Origin of the sequence: Streptomyces sp. 150FB (assembly GCF_000818195.1) — a bacterium.
Classification (GTDB): Bacteria; Actinomycetota; Actinomycetes; order Streptomycetales; family Streptomycetaceae; genus Streptomyces.
On sequence record NZ_JTHL01000001.1, the window covers coordinates 3,174,133 to 3,191,981 of the forward strand.

General features: G+C 71.6%; 13 protein-coding genes. 4 read left to right on the plus strand and 9 right to left on the minus strand.

Annotated features, from left to right (window positions below; translation table 11 throughout):
• Nucleotides 1-45: 45 nt before the first annotated feature.
• From QR77_RS13435 to QR77_RS13445, 3 genes are all read right to left on the minus strand, one after another.
• On the minus strand, nucleotides 46-1,404 hold the full coding sequence (locus QR77_RS13435) for a phosphomannomutase/phosphoglucomutase (protein WP_040021924.1): 1,359 nt from the start codon (nucleotides 1,402-1,404) through the stop codon (nucleotides 46-48).
• 121 nt (nucleotides 1,405-1,525) lie between these two features.
• Nucleotides 1,526-3,142, minus strand: coding sequence for an L-lactate permease (locus QR77_RS13440; protein WP_040021925.1), 1,617 nt, complete (start codon nucleotides 3,140-3,142; stop codon nucleotides 1,526-1,528).
• A gap of 181 nt (nucleotides 3,143-3,323) precedes the next feature.
• Nucleotides 3,324-3,749: a DUF3499 domain-containing protein gene (locus QR77_RS13445; protein WP_078877796.1), complete on the minus strand. Its 426-nt coding sequence runs from the start codon at nucleotides 3,747-3,749 to the stop codon at nucleotides 3,324-3,326.
• A gap of 309 nt (nucleotides 3,750-4,058) precedes the next feature.
• On the opposite strand from QR77_RS13445, the gene QR77_RS13450 reads away from it, so the two are divergent.
• Entirely contained in the window at nucleotides 4,059-4,487 is a 429-nt protein-coding gene (locus tag QR77_RS13450; protein WP_078876646.1) for a metallopeptidase family protein, read from the plus strand.
• Between the two features lie 10 nt (nucleotides 4,488-4,497).
• Here QR77_RS13450 and QR77_RS13455 read toward each other — a convergent pair whose 3' ends face one another.
• From QR77_RS13455 to QR77_RS13465, 3 genes are all read right to left on the minus strand, one after another.
• A complete protein-coding gene (locus tag QR77_RS13455; protein ID WP_040021928.1) occupies nucleotides 4,498-6,087 on the minus strand; it encodes a DUF5719 family protein in 1,590 nt (529 codons plus the stop codon).
• Entirely contained in the window at nucleotides 6,084-10,046 is a 3,963-nt protein-coding gene (locus QR77_RS13460; RefSeq protein WP_040021929.1) for a glycosyltransferase family 2 protein, read from the minus strand. The genes QR77_RS13455 and QR77_RS13460 overlap by 4 nt, the downstream gene beginning before the upstream one ends.
• 347 nt (nucleotides 10,047-10,393) lie before the next feature.
• The gene (locus tag QR77_RS13465) at nucleotides 10,394-10,657 is read right to left on the minus strand and encodes a WhiB family transcriptional regulator (protein ID WP_040021930.1); all 264 of its coding nucleotides are present in this window, start codon (nucleotides 10,655-10,657) and stop codon (nucleotides 10,394-10,396) included.
• 704 nt (nucleotides 10,658-11,361) lie between these two features.
• Here QR77_RS13465 and QR77_RS13470 point away from each other — a divergent pair.
• The 3 genes from QR77_RS13470 (at nucleotide 11,362) to QR77_RS13480 (ending at nucleotide 14,242) form a co-directional block, all read left to right on the plus strand.
• Nucleotides 11,362-11,898, plus strand: a complete 537-nt coding sequence (locus QR77_RS13470; protein WP_040021931.1) for a cysteine dioxygenase family protein — start codon at nucleotides 11,362-11,364, stop codon at nucleotides 11,896-11,898.
• Nucleotides 11,899-11,963: 65 nt separating this feature from the next.
• Nucleotides 11,964-12,920 carry a 2-phospho-L-lactate transferase gene (gene cofD, locus QR77_RS13475; RefSeq protein ID WP_040021932.1) on the plus strand — a complete coding sequence of 319 codons (957 nt, stop codon included), beginning with the start codon at nucleotides 11,964-11,966 and terminating at the stop codon, nucleotides 12,918-12,920.
• Nucleotides 12,917-14,242 (plus strand): coenzyme F420-0:L-glutamate ligase, encoded by a 1,326-nt coding sequence (locus QR77_RS13480; protein WP_040021933.1) that lies wholly within the window; start codon nucleotides 12,917-12,919, stop codon nucleotides 14,240-14,242. The genes cofD and QR77_RS13480 overlap by 4 nt, the downstream gene beginning before the upstream one ends.
• Before the next feature lie 35 nt (nucleotides 14,243-14,277).
• Here QR77_RS13480 and QR77_RS13485 read toward each other — a convergent pair whose 3' ends face one another.
• The 3 genes from QR77_RS13485 to QR77_RS13495 form a co-directional block, all read right to left on the minus strand.
• Nucleotides 14,278-15,246: a DNA-3-methyladenine glycosylase 2 family protein gene (locus tag QR77_RS13485; RefSeq protein ID WP_236711104.1), complete on the minus strand. Its 969-nt coding sequence runs from the start codon at nucleotides 15,244-15,246 to the stop codon at nucleotides 14,278-14,280.
• 148 nt (nucleotides 15,247-15,394) lie between these two features.
• Nucleotides 15,395-16,477: an NDP-sugar synthase gene (locus QR77_RS13490; RefSeq protein WP_040021937.1), complete on the minus strand. Its 1,083-nt coding sequence runs from the start codon at nucleotides 16,475-16,477 to the stop codon at nucleotides 15,395-15,397.
• Nucleotides 16,478-16,594: 117 nt separating this feature from the next.
• A partial coding sequence (locus QR77_RS13495) for an N-acetylmuramoyl-L-alanine amidase (RefSeq protein WP_040021939.1) occupies nucleotides 16,595-17,849 on the minus strand: 1,255 nt, incomplete at its 5' end.

The following is a 17,849-nucleotide window of genomic DNA, read 5'->3' on the forward strand; positions in this document are numbered from 1 at the left end:
CCGCGCGCTGCCGCCCGGCGCGCGCCAGCATCCCCGCCCCCGCGCCTACCCCCTGATCAGCGCCAGCGCCTCGTCCCTCACCTTCGTCATCATCGTCTCCTCCCGCGCCTCCACGTTCAGCCTCAGCAGCGGCTCCGTGTTCGACGGGCGCACGTTGAACCACCAGTCCCGCGTCGTCACCGTCAAGCCGTCCAGGCCGTCCAGGGTGACCCCCTCGCGGTCCTCGAACGCCGCCCGTACCGCCGCCGTCCGGGCCGCCTGGTCGTCGACCGTCGAGTTGATCTCGCCCGAGGCGCTGTAGCGGTCGTACGACGCGACCAGTTCCGACAGCGGGCCGTCCTGGCCGCCCAGGGCCGCCAGGACGTGGAGCGCCGCCAGCATGCCCGTGTCCGCGTTCCAGAAGTCGCGGAAGTAGTAGTGCGCCGAGTGCTCACCGCCGAAGACCGCGCCCGTGCGTGCCATCTCCTGCTTGATGAAGGAGTGCCCGACCCTGGTGCGGACCGGCGTGCCGCCGTGTTCGCGTACCACCTCGGGGACCGACCACGACGTGATCAGGTTGTGGATGACGGTGCTGCCCGGGTGCCTCGACAGTTCGCGTGCCGCGACCAGCGCCGTGATCGCCGACGGGGAGACCCCCGCGCCCCGCTCGTCCACGACGAAGCACCGGTCGGCGTCGCCGTCGAAGGCGAGGCCCAGGTCGGCGCCCTCCGCCAGTACCCGTGCCTGGAGGTCCACGAGGTTCTTCGGGTCGAGCGGGTTCGCCTCGTGGTTGGGGAAGGTGCCGTCCAGTTCGAAGTAGAGCGGCACCAGATCCAGCGGCAGGCCCTCGAAGACCGTAGGCACCGTGTGGCCGCCCATGCCGTTGCCCGCGTCCACGACGACCTTCAGCGGGCGGATCGCCGTGACGTCGACCAGCGACAGCAGATACGCCGCGTAGTCCTTCAGGGTGTCCTGGTGCCGTACGCCGCCCCGCTCGGCCACCGGCCGCGGGGCGCCCTTCGCCTCCCAGCCCTCGATCAGCGCCTGGATGTCGGCGAGGCCCGTCTCCTGGCCCACCGGCGTCGCGCCGGCGCGGCACATCTTGATGCCGTTGTACCGCGCCGGGTTGTGCGACGCCGTGAACATCGCGCCCGGCAGGTCGAGATCGCCGGACGCGAAGTAGAGCTGGTCCGTGGAGCAGAGCCCGATGATCGTGGCGTCCGCCCCTCGTGAGCACGCGCCCTCGGCGAAGCGCGCGGCGAGGCCGGGTGAGGACGGGCGCATGTCGTGGCCGACCACGACCGCCCTCGCGCCGGTGACCTCCACGAAGGCCGCGCCGAACAGCTCGGCGAGCCGGTCGTCGAGCTGTTCCGGGTACAACCCACGTACGTCGTACGCCTTCACGATCTGCGACACATCGGCCACGCCAGCCTCCTGAGGTCCCTCCGGGGCCCCTGCCTCGCGGCCCCCGTTCTTCGGTCGCCTCAAACTACCCGGCGCCGCGAAAAGACGACCTCACGCGCCGCACGGACCTCAGGAAGGCACCTCACGGAAGCATCCAGCCCAGCACCGACGTGCTCTGCGCCATCACGATCAGGCACATCACCAGCAGCAGCGCCGCACTCCACGGCAGCACCTTACGCAGCAGATCCCCCTCCCGCCCCGCGAGTCCGACCGCCGCGCACGCGATCGTCAGGTTCTGCGGCGAGATCATCTTGCCGAGCACTCCCCCGGAGCTGTTGGCGGCGGCGAGCAGCGCCGGCGACAGCCCCGACTCGTGTGCCGCCGTCACCTGGAGCGCGCCGAACAGCGCGTTGGCCGAGGTGTCCGAGCCCGAGACCGCGACCCCGAACCACCCCAGCATCGGCGACAGGAAGGCGAGTCCCGCGCCCGCCGCCGCGACGAAGTAGCCGATGGTGGCGGCCTGTCCGGACAGGTTCATGACGTAGGCGAGCGCCAGTACGGAGGTCACGGTGAGGATCGCGTACCGCAATTCGTGTACGGTCGCCCCCCATTCCCGTACGGAGTCCAGCACGCGTACGCCGAGCACGGCGGCCGTGAACACCCCGGCGACCAGCACCAGCGTGCCGCCCGTCGCGATGATCGGCAGGGAGAAGACATTGGCGCCGACGGGTTTGCCCTCCGAGTCGGCGACATCGAGGAACGGCCAGTCGAAGGCCAGCGTCGCCTTCGCGAACAGGTCCTTGACCGGCGGGATCTGGGCGATCGAGAAGATCAGCACGATCAGGGCGTACGGGGCGTAGGCGCGCACCACTTCGCGGCGCGGGTCCTCCTGGTCTAGGTCCGCGCTCCTGGTTCCGGTGAGTACGGCGGCCCGTACCGGTTCGGCGGCCGGCTTGCGTGCCGAGGGGACGGCGATCAGGGCGGCGGCCCCGACCAGCGCGGCCGCGATGTCGGCGAGTTGGGCGGAGACGAAGTTCGAGACCGCGAACTGCGCTGCCGCGAAGGCGACTCCGCAGACGAGCGCGGGCATCCAGGTCTCCCGCAGCCCGCGCCGCCCGTCGACGAGCCAGATCAGCACCAGCGGTACGACGAGCGCGAGGAGCGGTGTCTGCCGGCCGACGACCGAGGCGACGGTCTCCAGCGGCACCCCGGTGACCTGGGAGAGCGTCACCACCGGCGTGCCCATGGCGCCGAAGGCCACCGGCGCGGTGTTGGCGACGAGCGCCACGACGGCGGCCTTGACCGGGTCGAAGCCGAGCGCGACGAGCATCACCGAACAGATCGCGACCGGCGCCCCGAAACCGGCGAGCGCTTCGAGCAGCGCGCCGAAGCAGAACGCGATGACGAGTGCCTGGATGCGCGGGTCGTCGGAGAGGCGCCCGAACGAGCGGCGCAGGATGTCGAAGTGGTGGGTGCGGACCGTCATCCGGTACACCCAGAGGGCGTTGACGACGATCCACATGATCGGGAAGACGCCGAAGAGCACGCCCTGCACGCCGGACGAGAGGGTCTGGCCGATCGGCATCCCGTACGTGAACCACGCCACCAGCACCGCGACGGCGAGGCCGATGAGTCCGGCGAGGTGGGCTTTCATACGGACGGCGCCGAGCAGGATCAGGACGACGGCCAGGGGGAGGGCGGCGACCAGGGCGGAGAGGGCGAGCGAGTCGGCGACGGGTTCCAGTTCCTGCACGTACACAACAGACCTCCGGATTCCGCGATACGGAAACTGATCTCTCAGTGGAGGAATGGTCGTGTCCGCGACAAGGCAGGTCAATGCTCAGCGCAGGATCGGCACCGGAAACCTGCCGGGGCGGGAGAGAGCCCACAGCGGGAAGCTCAGAAGGCAAGCGAGAAGGAAGCCCCGATTCGGGGCGGGCTCAGGACTCCGGGGAGCGCAGTACCCGCAGATGTCCACGGCGCCCGACCTCGACCGGATCGGCACCGCGCGATCCCTTGCCACCGCCGCCGCCCGGGCGCTCCGGGGGCCGCGCGGCCTCGCGTACGGCGTTGGCGAGCGCTTCGAGATCGTCACCGCTGGGGTGTGCGGGGGCCGAGGGGTCCGTCAGCCGCACGACCTCCCACCCGCGCGGGGCGGTCAGCCTGCCGCTGTGCTCGGCGCACAGGTCGTAGCAGTGGGGCTCGGCGTAGGTGGCGAGCGGGCCGAGGACCGCGGTCGAGTCGGCATAGACGTACGTCAGTGTCGCGACAGCAGGGCGGCCGCACGCGGTGCGCGAACAGCGACGTACAGGGCTCACGACGTTGGACGGTACCGCACTCTTGAGCGGGCCGCGACGACTCACCACCAGGTCACCCCACCGTGTCGCGGTGTGAAAACCGGCCCAACCGGACATCCGACAACTGCCCTGACCTGCACGGGAAGAGAGATGCCGGAGCCATGACAGCCCGTTACCCGGCCATTACTTGGGGGCAAATCACTCCAAGAGAGGTGGGGCGGCGGGCGCGGACGTGCCTGGAATCACGTCGGCGGTTGGCCGGAATGTTCCGGAACGTGACCCCGAACGTGACCCGGAACGTGACGGAGACCGACATGGCGTCCGCGCGGGTCACATCCACGATCGCCATCGCGCGCGGAGAGCTACCCTGCGTCAGTGATGGACAGTCCAGTACCGCCCCGCCCGCCCGAGCCACGGCCGCGTCGGCGCGACCGCCACGGCCGCGGTATGCGCGGGCCGGTCGCCCCGCCCCAGGTACCGCTCTCCGCCAGCCGGGCGGAGTCCTTCAACGATCTTGTGCAGGACTCCGTCGACCGTCTCGAACGGCGCTGGCCCCAGCTCGCCGAGGTCGAGTTCCTGGTGATGGACGTGCCGGGTACGCAGGAGGAGTCCGTACCGCTGGGGCGCTCGCTCGCCGCCGGCAAGGACAGCCCCGCACGGATCCTCGTCTACCGGCGGCCCGTGGAGATCCGTACCAAGAACCGCGACGAGCGCGCGATGCTGGTGCACGAGGTCGTGGTGGAACAGGTCGCCGAGCTGCTCGGGCTGGCGCCGGAGTCGGTCGATCCCCGGTACGGGCAGGAGTAGTCCCGGGCGGTTACTTCTTGGCGTCCAGGATCGAGAGATCCTCCTTGGCCTTCGGTACGAGCACCGTCCCCCGGTCGTCCGGCAGCGTCTGGATCGTGAACGCGTCCACGCCGTCCTGTGTCAGCGCCAGCGTGCGTGCCGCGTACACCGGGCCGCCCGACACGGTCTCCACGGTCAGCGCGTACGACCCCTTCAGCCCGGTCGGCACCGGCGGGGTGATCGCCTGGGTCGTACCGGCCTTGATCGTGTACGTCTTCGTGACCGGCTCGCCGCCCTTCGTCCCGGCCGACGCCGTGACCTTGACGTTCGCGGCGGCGCCCGGCGCTGTGACGGAGAGGGTCGAGCCCTTGGCGCGGTTGTCTGCGACGCTGGCGCGCGCCCCGACGGGTCCCGTCGCCGGGATGAAGCCGATCTCCTGCTTGCCGCCCTTGCCCCGGACGACGCGCAGCGCGGCGACCACCGGTGTCGGGGTCCCCGCCTGGGACGGGCTGAGCAGCAGCGATCCCGCCTCGCCCTTGGTGACGTCGGCGAGGTCGACGGATGCCGTCATGCCTGCCTTGACGTGCAGGGTCTCGTGGCCCGCCGGGGTGATCGTGCCCTCGGCGCCCGCCAGTTGCACCTTCAGGTCGGCGTCCTCCTGGCCGGGCGCGTAGGCCACCAGCGTCACGTCCGTGGCGTCCGCCGGGATGCCGGGCAGCACCAGGCTGCCCGCCGGGTCGGCCGAGGCCCCGAGCCAGTCGCTGCCCGCCTTCTCGTCGGCGACGCCGACCACCGCGCCGACCCGCCCCGAGCGGGTGGTGACATGCGCGGTGAGGCCGGCGGCGGGCTTGGCGGTCAGGGTGGAGAGCAGGACGGGGACGCTGGACCTGGCGGGCACCGGGATGCCCTCGCCCTCGTCGGAGCCGACCTTGCCGTCCTTGCCGTACAGCTCGATGTCGGCGACGGCAGCGGTGTCGTCGGGGTTGGTGAGATGGACGTAGTCCTGCCGTGACGCCTCCGTGCTCACCCCCGGGAACCAGAAGTCGGTGTCGGGAGCGGTGCAGGACATGCCGAGCAGCCCGCGCGCGCCCCCTACCGACAGCGAGGTGGTCTGCTGAGCCGTCCAGCCGGGGGCGAGCCGTCCGGTGGCCGTGCCGACGAGTGCGGGTGCCTCGCCGCCGCTCGCGGTCTCGGAGACGGGCGTGCCCGGCTCCTTGAGGGTGATGACGGGCTTGGCCGGCGCCGGGGGCTTCTTCGTGTCCTTCTTGGGATCCTTCTTCGGGTCCTTCGTGTCCTTCTTCGGGTCGTCCTTCTTCGGGTCGGCCGGCGTCGTGTCGTCCGTCGCGGGCACGGCGTCCGCCTTGTTCAGCTCGGCCGTTCCCGCCGACCCGGTCGCACCCGTGCCCGTGCCCTGGGGCGTGACGGAGGTGTACGTCGTCTCCGCGACCTCCGAGGTACTCGGCGCCGGGCAGAGCAGGCTGGTGCGCTCCACGGGCAGCCGGGCGGGCGCGGCCGTGCCGGTGGCCTGCCCGCCGGTGTCGGGGGCCGAGAAGGCGGCGAAGCCGGTGACGGCGACGAGGGCGGTCGTGGCCGCGATCAGGGAGAGGGTCGTACGGTTCACTGGTTGCTGCTCCCGTCGGGACGGTGCTCGTTCTCGGGCTCCTGGCCGTCGGCGTAGGGCTGATTGCCGTATCCGTACGGGTACTGTGCCGGGTCGTACTGCCCTTCCTGGTACGCCTCCGGCTGATACGGCCCCTGCTGAGGCTGCTGCGGCTGTTGCGGCTGCTGCGGGTACGACTGCTGCTGGTACTGGCCGTCGCCGTACTGCGCGCCCGGCTGGACGCCCTGCTGGTACGGGTCGTTCTGGTACTGGTCGGCCTGGTACTGGCCGTAGTCGGCGCCCACGTACGTCTGGGTCCGCTCGTCCCACTCGCCGTACTGCGGCTGCTGGGGCACCGGCGCGTACGGCTGCTGCTGGTCGGCCCCGGGGACCGACTCCTGCCCCGCCGTGGCGTAGTCGCCGGTGGCGTCGCCCGTACCGGTGCCTGTGGTGCCGTACTGACCGCTTCCGAACTGGCCCGTGTCGAACTGACCGGTGTCGAACTGACCCGTCTCGTAGGGCCCTGTCGCGTACTGCCCGGTCCCGTCGTCCTGAACCGGCTGCCCCTGGGGATCCTGCTGATCCTGAAGGTCGTGCTGCCCCTGAGGATCCTGCCGGCCGTGCTGGTCCTGCTGGTCCACCGGCGCCATCGACCCGGTGTCGTACGGCTCCCCCGCCCCCGGGAACCCCTCGGCGTCGCCCTCCGTGCCCGCCGCCGCCCGCAGCCTGCGTGCGCGGCGGCCCTCGCCCTCCACCGGCTGCGCCGGGATGTCGACGTCCTCCTCCGGCAGGTCGTCGTCGATCTCGCGCCGCCGCCCCGGCAGGGCGAGCACGAGCAGCACCACGACCAGCGCCGACTGCGCCCAGATCCACGCGGTGTGCGTGATCGGCTCGTCGAAGGTGAGGTCGAGCTTGCCGCCCTCGGCGGGCAGTTCGAAGCCCTGCGCCCAGCCGTCGACGGTCGTCTTCGGCAGCGCCTTGCCGTCGAGCGTGGCCTGCCAGCCGTCGGCGGCCCGGTCGGCGATCCGCAGGATCCGCCCGGCGTCGCCCGCGGGGATCGTCGTATGCGCTTCGACCGGTGAGGCGGCGACGGAGACCGGCTGACCGCCGCTCCCGCCGTTCGCGCCGTCCACGATGGTCGCCCGCGAGACCTGCCGGTCGACGCGCCACAGTTCACTGCCGTCGAGCTGGCTGAGCCGGCTCAGCCCCGGCGTCGCGTCGAGCACCCGGCTCATCGCGCGCGGCGCGCCGTCCCGTACCAGTACGTAGCGGATCGCGAAGCCGCTGAGCTGGGTCGTCTGGTCGGCGCCGGAGCCGGCGACGAGGTTCGCCACGACCTTGTCGAGCCGGGGGTCGCTGCCGCCGGTCCTGGTCAGCTCGGCGTCGCCGAGCCGCCCGCCCGAGCCGCGTACGAGCGAGTACGAGACCTCGGCGGCCGAGGTGCCGGCGAGCACCAGGGTGCGCGGCTGGTCGCTGGTGTCGCTCTCCTCGGCGACGAACGCGGGGACCTGTACCGGGTCCTGGCGCTCCAGCGGTCCGGCCGCTCCGCTGATCATCCAGCCGACGGCGGCCACCAGCGGCGCGAAGGCGGCGGCGAGGCCGATGAGTCCGGCGACGGGCTGCCGCCAGCCGAAGCTCTGGCTGGCGACCCGTTCCCTGGCGCCCTCGGCGCCGACTACGGCGGCCGCGATCAGCGCGATGCCGTAGACGAGCGTGGCGGGCCCGGCCCAGGCGGAGTTGTTGGAGAGTACGGCGAAGACCAGCGCGACGAGGGCCGCGCCCCAGGCCATCCGGACCGCGAACTGGCGCTCGCCGCGCAGCAGGGCGGCCAGCGCCGCCAGCACGACCCCGATCAGCAGGATGCCGCCGACGGCCTTGGGGCCGCCGGGGCTCATCCCGAGCAGGTCGAGCGCCGAGGCCGAGCCCTTGCCGAACTCCAGTCCGGCCTCCTGGAAGAAGGAGGCGGGCGAGCTGAGCAGCGACAGCGACCAGGGCGCGAGGAGGAGGATCGGCGCGCCGACGATCGCGAGCAGCCGCAGTCCGTACGCGGCGAGGTCGTCGCGGCGCAGCCCGAGCACCACGAGGGTGAGCAGCAGCGCCATCGGCCAGACGACGGGCGTGAAGGCCGTGGCGAAGGTCAGCAGGAAGGCGAACGCCCAGGTGGCGCGCCAGCTCCCGCGTCCATCCCGGCCGAGGCCGCCGCGCAGCCCGTACGCCGAGACGGCGGCGCGGGCGATCAGCGGCAGCAGTATGGCGAGGACGGCGGTGCCGAGCCGTCCGGTGGCCAGCGCGCCGGTGGCGGCGGGCAGGAAGGCGTACGCGACGCTCGCCCAGGCCCGCAGCATCCGGGATTCGGTGAGCGGCCGCGATACGAAGTAGGCGGTGAATCCGGCGAGCGGGACCGAGCAGACGAGCAGCAGGGTCAGCGCGAAGCCGGTGGAGCCCAGGAAGATCCCGGACAGGGCGGCGAGTACGGCCAGATAGGGGGGCGCGGTCTGCGTACCGCCCGTGCCGACCGGGTGCCAACTGTCGGCGTACCTGGACCAGAGGTCGGAGACGTCCTGGGGCGCGGGCAGCAGCGCGCCGCCGGCCAGTGAGCCGCTGCCGAGCAGGCCTCGGCAGGCGACGAGTGAGACCACGAGCAGGATGGCGAAGAGGACGGGTCCCGGCTTGTGCGCGAGTTTCTTGAGCCGGGCGAACTGCTCGATCTCCAGGAAGTCGGCGTCGTCACCGCCGGGGCCCGACTCGACGGCGCCGTGCCGGGAGCCGCCTGCGGCCTCCGCCTCGGCGCTGCCGCCGAGGCTTCCGGCGACCTGTTCGAAGGTGGCTCTGATGGTCGCGCCGGGCGGCGGGAAGAGCGGGCGCAGTTCGCTCGGCTCGACCACGCCTTTGCCGCGCCGCTGACGGCCGCTGATGATCCTGCCGGGCCGCAGCAGGATGCCGAAGAGTCCCATGACCTCGTCGACGGCCTGTCCGGGGGCCTTGCCCACCAGATAGGCGAGTGTGCGCAGCAGGGTTCCGACGACGAGGCGCAGCAGGACGTACGGGAGGACGGCGCCGCGCGAGTTGACGAGCATCGTGTAGACGGCGCCGGCCTTGTCGACCCGGTGCGGGTCGACGACGGAGCGTCCCGCGCAGTCGACCGTACGGCGCTCGCGCGCGGCCGCCTCGGCGTGCCGCAGGACGGCGTCGGGGGCGATGAGCACCCGGTGTCCGGCCGCGTGGGCGCGCCAGCAGAGGTCGACGTCGTCACGCATCAGGGGCAGCCGGCGGTCGAAGCCGCCGAGGCTGTCCCAGACGTCGCGCCGGATGAGCATCCCGGCGCTGGAGACGGAGAGGACGGTGCGGACCTGGTCGTGCTGGCCCTGGTCCTGTTCGCGCCGGTCGAGGCCGGTCCAGCGGCGTCCGCTGTTGGCGATGGTGACGCCGACTTCGAGGAGCTGCTTGCGGTCGTACCAGCCGCGCAGTTTGGGGCCGACGATCACGGCGTGCTCGTCGGAGTCCACGACCCGCAGCAGCTCGGAGAGCGCCTCGGGGTCGGGCGCGCTGTCGTCGTGGAGCAGCCACAGCCACTGCACCGGTTCGCCGTGGGGCAGTTCGGGCAGGTCGTAGTTGTCGTCCCGCCAGCTCCTGCTCACCGGGTCCCAGCCGCTCGGCCGCTTCAGGTACGGCAGGTCGTCGGGCGTCAGCACCGGCGCCGTACGGACCGCCTCGTCGACGGCGGTGCCGAAGCCGGACCGGCGCGCGAGGTGCAGGACCCGCTCGGCGCCGAGCGCTTCGGTGAGCAACTGGGCTGAGTCGTCGGCGCTGCCGGTGTCGGCTGCGACGACGTTCTGTACGGGGCGTTCCTGGCCGAGCAGCCCGGCGAGGGCGTCTGGCAGCCAGCGCGCACCGTCATGGGAGACGAGGACCGCGGTCACGACGTGCCGCGGGAACTCGGGGGCGGTGGCGGGAACGAACGCGGCAGTGGTGGCGGACATTGAGGTAACGGGCCCTCCGGCCGGGGGGTCGCCCCGTAGGGGCGTTGATGCGTCTCGGACGGGGCCCCACACTAACGGTACGGATAAGTGGCGCCGCGCAGCGCTCGATACGGGAGGCCGGAGGTGGCCGGATGCCGCCCGGCGGGCGGAGAAGTTGGGGTATGGCGCGGAACGCGGCAGTCCGCCGCCAGCGGGGATGGTGCAGGCGGCGGACCGTTCACGTCTTATCGCGTACAGGTCATGCCAGTTGGCTATACGGCTGGGATATGCGCCCCGGATATACGACCGGGTAAGCGGCTCGGGTATCCGCTCCGGTGAAGATCTGTGATGTCCGGGTGATGACCTGGTCAGACCGCTGCTTTCTTGAGCCTGCGGCGCTCACGCTCCGACAGGCCGCCCCAGATACCGAATCTTTCATCGTTGGACAGGGCGTACTCAAGGCATTCCGAACGGACTTCACAGGCCAGGCAGACCTTCTTGGCCTCGCGGGTGGAACCGCCCTTCTCGGGGAAGAAGGACTCGGGATCTGTCTGGGCGCACAAGGCGCGCTCCTGCCAGCCGAGTTCGTCGTCCGCGTCCTCGACCAGCAGTTGTTGGAACAGCTCGGTCATGTGCGCCACCTCGTCTGTCTTTGCGTCCTCGTGATGTGGCCGACTATCGATTTCGGCCGAACGACACGAGTGGAATTACAAGTGTGTGCATCCGGACCAGTCAAGCGGAGGTCTGGTATTGGGCCCGGTATTCACTCTGCGGAACCAAGGTTATGCGGAAAGTGTTCAAATCACCAAAAACCTGACACATGCCACTGGCCTGCCCGCGTCCGGGCTCCGTACGCCTCCTCCTGGAGAGACGTAACCCACCCCGGTCCCGTTGAAATCCGGCCAAAGAAGCGACCCGGATCACAGTCCGACGCGTCACGCGCGGGCGGCGTCCGCACGAAGACAGTTGCTGCGCCATGTCTCCCGGCTCGGGACCACACAAACCTTTCACCGGCGGGAACAACCGGATGAGGTGAAACATTGCCGCCAAACCGGGCATTGAGTTGACATCCAGGACCGGGGTCGACCACCTTTGACCACATGCCAGCGAACGCCCCGCGCCCCGCGACCCACATCCGTGGTTTCCGCAGTGCTGCCCAGGCCCGCTGTTGTTGTCGTTGTTGGGGAAGCCGCTTCTCCTGCTGTTGAGCCCCTGAGCTCCAGCACGCTCCGCTGACGCACATCCACTGATCCACATCTGCCGGTCCGCACCGCCGGGCGTCACTCCGCGTACGCCTGGCTGCTTCCTGCCTTCCTGCCGAGGAACCACCGCACCCATGAACAGCGACAGCGACCTCCAGATCGCCGGCGACCTCCTCGAGGTCGCCCATCTCCTCCAGCCCGCGAGCGAGCACCCGGCGACCGTCGCCGACTTCGCCGGCCTCGCCCGCGAACTCGCCGCCGACCGCGCGAACTGGGCGCCGCTCGTGCGGTACGACGCGACCAGCCGCTGGTACCACCGGCTGCGCACCGGGCCCGGCTACGAGGTGTGGCTCCTCTCCTGGCTGCCGGGGCAGGGCAGCGGTCCGCACGACCACGGCCGGTCGGCGGGCGTACTGACCGTGGTCCGGGGCGCGCTGACCGAGCACACCCCGGGCGGGCGGCACACCCTCCTGCCCGGGGCACGGCGGATCTTCGCGCCCGGTTACGCCCACGAGGTCGTGAACGATGCGATGGAACCGGCCGTGAGCCTCCATGTCTACTACCCGGGTCTGACAGAGATGCCGGTGCGCGCCGTCCTCGGCGCCCCCGCCGCCCAGGACGCCGTCCCTGCCGTACCCGCGGTGCCCGCCGTGCCAGCGATGCCTTCCTGAGCCGTACCGGCCACCCCTGCCGGAGCCCTGCCCGGTGCCCCGCCGCCACCTGACAGACTGTCTTTATGCGCATTGTGGTTCTCGCCGGCGGTATCGGTGGCGCCCGCTTCCTCCGCGGCCTCAAGCAGGCCGCGCCCGACGCGGACATCACGGTCATCGGCAATACGGGTGACGACATCCATCTGTTCGGGCTCAAAGTCTGCCCGGACCTCGACACAGTGATGTACACCCTCGGCGGTGGCATCAACGAGGAGCAGGGCTGGGGGCGTACGGACGAGACCTTCCAGGTCAAGGCCGAGCTGGCGGCGTACGGCGTCGGGCCCGAGTGGTTCGGGCTCGGCGACCGGGACTTCGCCACCCATATCGTCCGTACGCAGATGCTCGGCGCCGGCTACCCGCTGAGCGCCGTCACCGAGGCGCTCTGCGCCCGCTGGAAACCGGGCGTACGGCTGCTGCCGATGTCCGACGACCGGATCGAGACGCATGTCGCCGTCGATGTGGACGGGGAGCGCAAGGCGATCCACTTCCAGGAGTACTGGGTCAAGATGCGGGCGTCCGTGGACGCCCAGGCGGTCGTCCCCGTCGGCGCCGACCAGGCCAAGCCGGCGCCCGGCGTGCTGGAGGCCATCGCCGCGTCCGACGTGATCCTCTTCCCGCCGTCGAACCCCGTCGTCAGCATCGGCACGATCCTGGCCGTCCCCGGCATCCGCGAGGGCATCGCCGACGCGGGCGTGCCGGTGGTCGGCCTCTCCCCCATCGTCGGGGACGCGCCCGTGCGCGGCATGGCCGACAAGGTGCTCGCAGCGATCGGCGTCGAGTCGACAGCGGCGGCCGTCGCCCGGCACTACGGCTCCGGGCTGCTCGACGGCTGGCTCGTCGACACCGTGGACGCCGCCGCCGTCGGTGAGATCGAGGGCGCGGGCGTCCGCAGCCGCGCGATCCCGCTGATGATGACGGACCTGGAAGCCACCACGGCGATGGCCCGCGAGGCACTGCGACTGGCCGAGGAGGTACGGGCATGACGTCGTACAGCGTGCGTGCGGTACCGGGACTTCCCGAGATCCGCCACGGCGACGACCTGGCGAAGCTGATCGTCGCCGCCGCACCGGAGCTCGCCGAGGGCGACATCCTGCTGGTCACCTCGAAGATCGTCTCCAAGGCGGAGGGCCGGATCGTCGAGGCGACGGACCGTGAGGCGGCCATAGACGCGGAGACCGTACGGGTCGTCGCCCGGCGCGGTTCGCTGCGGATCGTCGAGAACAAGCAGGGCCTGGTGATGGCCGCAGCGGGGGTCGACGCCTCCAACACACCCGCGGGCACGGTCCTGCTGCTCCCCGAGGACGCCGACGCCTCGGCCGGAGCGATCCGCGCCGGGGTGCGCGAGGCGCTGGGCGTGGACGTCGGAGTGATCGTCACCGACACCTTCGGGCGGCCCTGGCGCAACGGCCTCACCGATGTGGCGATCGGCGCCGCCGGCGTACAGGTCCTGGACGACCTGCGCGGCGGTACGGACGCCCACGGCAACCCGCTGAGCGCGACGGTCATCGCGCTCGCGGACGAACTGGCCTCCGCAGGTGACCTGGTGAAGGGCAAGGCCGAGGGCCGTCCGGTGGCCGTCGTCACCGGGCTGGCACACCTGGTCCTTCCGTCTGGGCCGTCAGGCCCGTCAGGTCCCGAGCCGCTGGACGAGGGCGCCCGGGCCATGGTGCGGGTCGCCGCCGACGACATGTTCCGGCTCGGCACGTCCGAGGCGGTACGGGAAGCGGTCACCCAGCGCCGTACGGTCCGCGAGTTCACCGACGAGCCGGTCGACCCGGGCGCCGTCCGGCGCGCGGTCGCCGCCGCCGCCACAGCGCCGGCCCCGCACCACACGACGCCCTGGCGGTTCGTCCTGCTGGAGTCGGCCGAGTCCCGTACGCGCCTGCTGGACGCGATGCGCGACGCGTGGATCGCCGACCTGCGCGGCGACGCCAAGTCGGCTGACTCCATCGCCAAGCGGGTCAGGCGCGGCGATGTGCTGCGCAAGGCGCCGTACCTCGCCGTGCCGTGCCTGGTGACGGACGGCGCGCACAGCTACGGCGACGAGCGGCGCGACGCGGCCGAGCGCGAGATGTTCGTGGTCGCGATGGGCGCGGGCGTGCAGAACTTCCTGGTGGCGCTGGCGGGTGAGCAACTCGGTTCGGCGTGGGTCTCGTCGACGATGTTCTGCCGGGACGTCGTACGGGACGTACTCGAACTCCCGGCGAACTGGGACCCGATGGGCGCGGTGGCGGTCGGCCGGGCCGCCGCCCCGCCGAAGGACCGGCCCGAGCGGTCACCGGAGGCGTTCATCGAGGTGCGCTGACAGCGCGCGACAGCGAGACCGGTGCGGGTCCCGGGTCAGATGCTGGCGATGTCCCGCAGTTCCATCCGGGGCGCGCGGCGGGCCGGGATCCGGCCGCTCATCATGATCAGCCGGGTCGCGCGGTGGCGTTGTCCCGCGTACGGCTCCAGCAGTTCGAGCATCCTCGCGTCGTCGGCGTCCCGCTCACCGGCCAGCGCGTACCCGACGATGCCTGGGATGTGCAGGTCGCCGACGGTGACGGCGTCGGGGGCGCCGTTCGACCGCTGGACGGTCTCCGCCGCCGTCCAGGGGCCGATGCCCTGGATCAGCCGCAGCCGGGCCGCGGCCTGTTCGGGCTCCATCGCGGCGGCCTCCTCCAGCCGGCGCGCGACCCGGACGGCGCGCAGGATGGTCGACGAACGCTTGGCGTCGACGCCCGCCTTGTGCCACTCCCAGGACGGGATGAGCGCCCAGGTCCTGAAGTCCGGCATCACATAGAGCCCGTCGCCGGGGCGGCCCCGCCAGGCGGGGCCCGGCGCGGGCTCGCCGTACTTACGCACCAGGGAGCGCCACGCGCGGTACGCCTCGATGCTGGTGACCTTCTGCTCCAGTACGGAGGGGATCAGCGATTCGAGCACCAGTCCGGTACGGCACAGGCGCAGTCCGGGGTGGTTGTGCTGGGAGGCGAGCACGACGCGGTGGCGCGGGACGAAGGCCGCCGGGTCGTCGGAGGCGCCGAGCAGGTCGGGCAGACGGTCGAGCAGCCACTCGGCGCCGGACCCCCAGGCCTCGGCGTCCACGGCGCCGCCGACGGCGGACATCCTGAGTGTGCCGGGCCCCGCCGGGGTACGGGAGGCCCGCCAGACCGAACCGTCGGGCAGTACCCGGTACGTCGGATCGGCGGGCCCGCGCCGCAGCGGCGTCAGGGCCAGACGCAGGTCGTAGGACCCCTCCGGCGGCACCCACCGGCGGCGGAGCCCCGAGACGGGAGCCGCGACGGACGTGCTGGAACGGGTACGGGGGATGAAGCGGCCTGCCACGCGCGGTTCCTCGGAGTCGGAGTCACCGCAGAGCGTACGGGGTACGTACGGGCGCCTCCCAACCGGCCCTGACCGGTCCTGACCGGCCCGGACAGGAGGACGCACACAGGCCCCGCACAGTCCCCGGAACGCCTCACGCGTCCGACGAGAACCTCACCGCCGCGTCCGGCAGCACGGCCCCGCACCACACCCTGACCCCGTCCCGCAGTTCGTTGTCGGCGCCGACCACAGCGCCGTCGCCGACCACCACCCCCGACAGCACCGTCCGCGCCCCGACCCGCGCGCCCTCGCCGATCAGCGAGTCGGTGATCTGCGCTCCGGCCTCCACCACCGCGCCGTCCAGCACCGTGCTGCCCGCGATCCGCGCGCCCTCGCCGACCGTCGCACCGGCGCCGATCACCGTGCCGCCCGTCAGCTTCGCGTCCGGCGCCACCGAGGCCGTCTCCAGCACCAGCCGGTCGCCGCACCGCCCCGGCACCGCGGGCGAAGGCGCCCGGCCGAGGACCAGGTCCGCCGAGCCCCTGACGAACGCCGCCGGGGTGCCCAGGTCCAGCCAGTACGTCGAGTCGACCATCCCTTGCAGGTGCGCTCCGGCCGCCAGCAGGTCGGGGAACGTCTCACGCTCCACCGACACCGGCCGGTCCGCCGGGATGGAGTCGATCACCGATCTGCGGAACACGTAGGCGCCCGCGTTGATCTGATCGGTGACGATCTCCTCCGGTGTCTGCGGCTTCTCCAGGAACGCCGTGACCCGGCCGTCCGCGTCCGTCGGTACGAGGCCGAACGCCCTGGGGTCCTCGACCCGGGTGAGATGCAGCGAGACATCGGCGCCGGACGAGGCGTGCGTCCGTACCAGCGCCCGTATGTCGAGCCCGGTCAGTATGTCGCCGTTGAAGATCAGCACCGGCTCGTCGGGGCCCGAGCGCAGCCGGGAGGCGACGTTACGGATCGCGCCTCCCGTGCCCAGCGGCTCTTCCTCCGTCACGTACTCCAGACACAGTCCGAGTGACGAACCGTCACCAAAGTAGGGCTCGAAGACCTCCGCGAGATACGACGTCGCCAGCACCACGTGCTCGACACCCGCCGCCCGCGCCCGCGCCAGTTGGTGGGTGAGGAAAGGGACGCCGGCCGCAGGCACCATCGGCTTCGGGGTGTGCACCGTGAGCGGCCTGAGCCGGGTGCCCTTGCCGCCGACCAGGAGGATCGCTTCTGTCACCTGTCGTCTCTGCTTCCTGCTGGGTACCTGCGGGGGCCGATATGTCGCACTTTCGGGCTCTCGTACGTTCGTACGCAAGACCGGTCAGTGTATGCAGTGGGGGCGGTGTGTCCGGGTTCATCGGCCCTGGTACTTGGCGGCCGAGGTCCGGATGGAACCGAGCTTGCTGTAGAGACGGCCTCCGGGGCAGTCGGTGACGAATCCGTCGCGGTGCCCCGAGACGGCGTAGAGCTTGACCTTCTTCCCCTTCTTGTACTTGTTGCTTCCCTGTGAGGTGACGTTGACCTTGTTCTTGGGGTTGCCTCCGTAGAGCCCGAGCTTCCATGCGGAGAGCTTGGCGAGGGCAGTGGTCGTGGCCGCCGAGGGGTTGGTGTTGCTGTACGTTCCAAGGACGGCGATGCCCGTGCTGTTCGTGTTGAAACCGAGCGTGTGGGCGCCCATCACAGCTTTGGCCACGCCCCCCGCGCGCCCCTCGTAGATGTTTCCGCACTTGTCGACGGCGAAGTTGTAGCCGATGTCGCGCCAGCCGTTGCTCTTGACGTGGAAGCGGTAGATGCCACGGATGATCGACGGCGCCTGCTTGCAGGTGTAGTTGTTGCCCGTGGCGCTGTGGTGGACGAAGACCACCTTGACCGACTTGGTGTAGCCGAACCGCTTCTCACGGATCCGCTCGTCGGCCCCCCATCCCTTGCGGGTGATGATGCGGGGGCGCGGCGCCGAGTGCGACTTCGAGGACCCTGCCTGGGTACTCTGCCCCGACTCGCCGTCCTGGCCGGGCTGGTACATCCCGTCCGGCTGATCCTGTTGGTCCTGTTGGTCCTGCCGGCCGGGGCCGCCGGGCTCGTACGTCTGGTCGCCCTGCCCGGCACCGGAGTCCTGGTACGGCCCGTCGGGGTCGTATCCGGACGGGCCTCCCGGCTCGTCCGGGCCCGGGTCCACGAGGTCGAGGCGCAGCCCGCTCGGCAGCGCAGCGCCCTGGACCCGTACCTGTGCGCCGTCCGATGCGCCGACCCACAGCGGCGCCGTGGAGCCGTGTACCCCGGTCGCTTCGCCCTCCCGCGTACCGGGGTCGGCGCCGTGGTCCTCGTTGTGCGTTTCGAGGTCCTGCCAGCCGGACCAGTTCTGTGTTCCGGCCGCGCGGGTACGGACCTGGACCTTTCCGTCGAGCGGTGCGCTCGCGTCGTCCCAGACGACACCGAGCATCGAGAAGGGTCTGACGTCGCGTCCGGTCACTCCCCGTTCCGTGGCCGGTCCGCCGGACCGGTCGCTGCCCAGGGCCTCCAGGGGAAGCGACTGGGTGGAGCCCGGCACAGCGGCGGCCGGGGCGGCGCGGGGAGCCGGGGCGGCGGCCCGGGGGACCGCATCGGGCCCG

Excerpts from the sequence above, each read along its gene's own strand:
- QR77_RS13470 (WP_040021931.1), top strand. The coding sequence starts at position 11,362 with ATGAACAGCGACAGCGACCTCCAGATCGCCGGCGACCTCCTCGAGGTC.
- QR77_RS13450 (WP_078876646.1), top strand. The coding sequence starts at position 4,059 with ATGGACAGTCCAGTACCGCCCCGCCCGCCCGAGCCACGGCCGCGTCGG.
- QR77_RS13465 (WP_040021930.1), bottom strand. The coding sequence starts at position 10,657 with ATGACCGAGCTGTTCCAACAACTGCTGGTCGAGGACGCGGACGACGAA.
- QR77_RS13460 (WP_040021929.1), bottom strand. The coding sequence starts at position 10,046 with ATGTCCGCCACCACTGCCGCGTTCGTTCCCGCCACCGCCCCCGAGTTC.
- cofD (WP_040021932.1), top strand. The coding sequence starts at position 11,964 with ATGCGCATTGTGGTTCTCGCCGGCGGTATCGGTGGCGCCCGCTTCCTC.
- QR77_RS13480 (WP_040021933.1), top strand. The coding sequence starts at position 12,917 with ATGACGTCGTACAGCGTGCGTGCGGTACCGGGACTTCCCGAGATCCGC.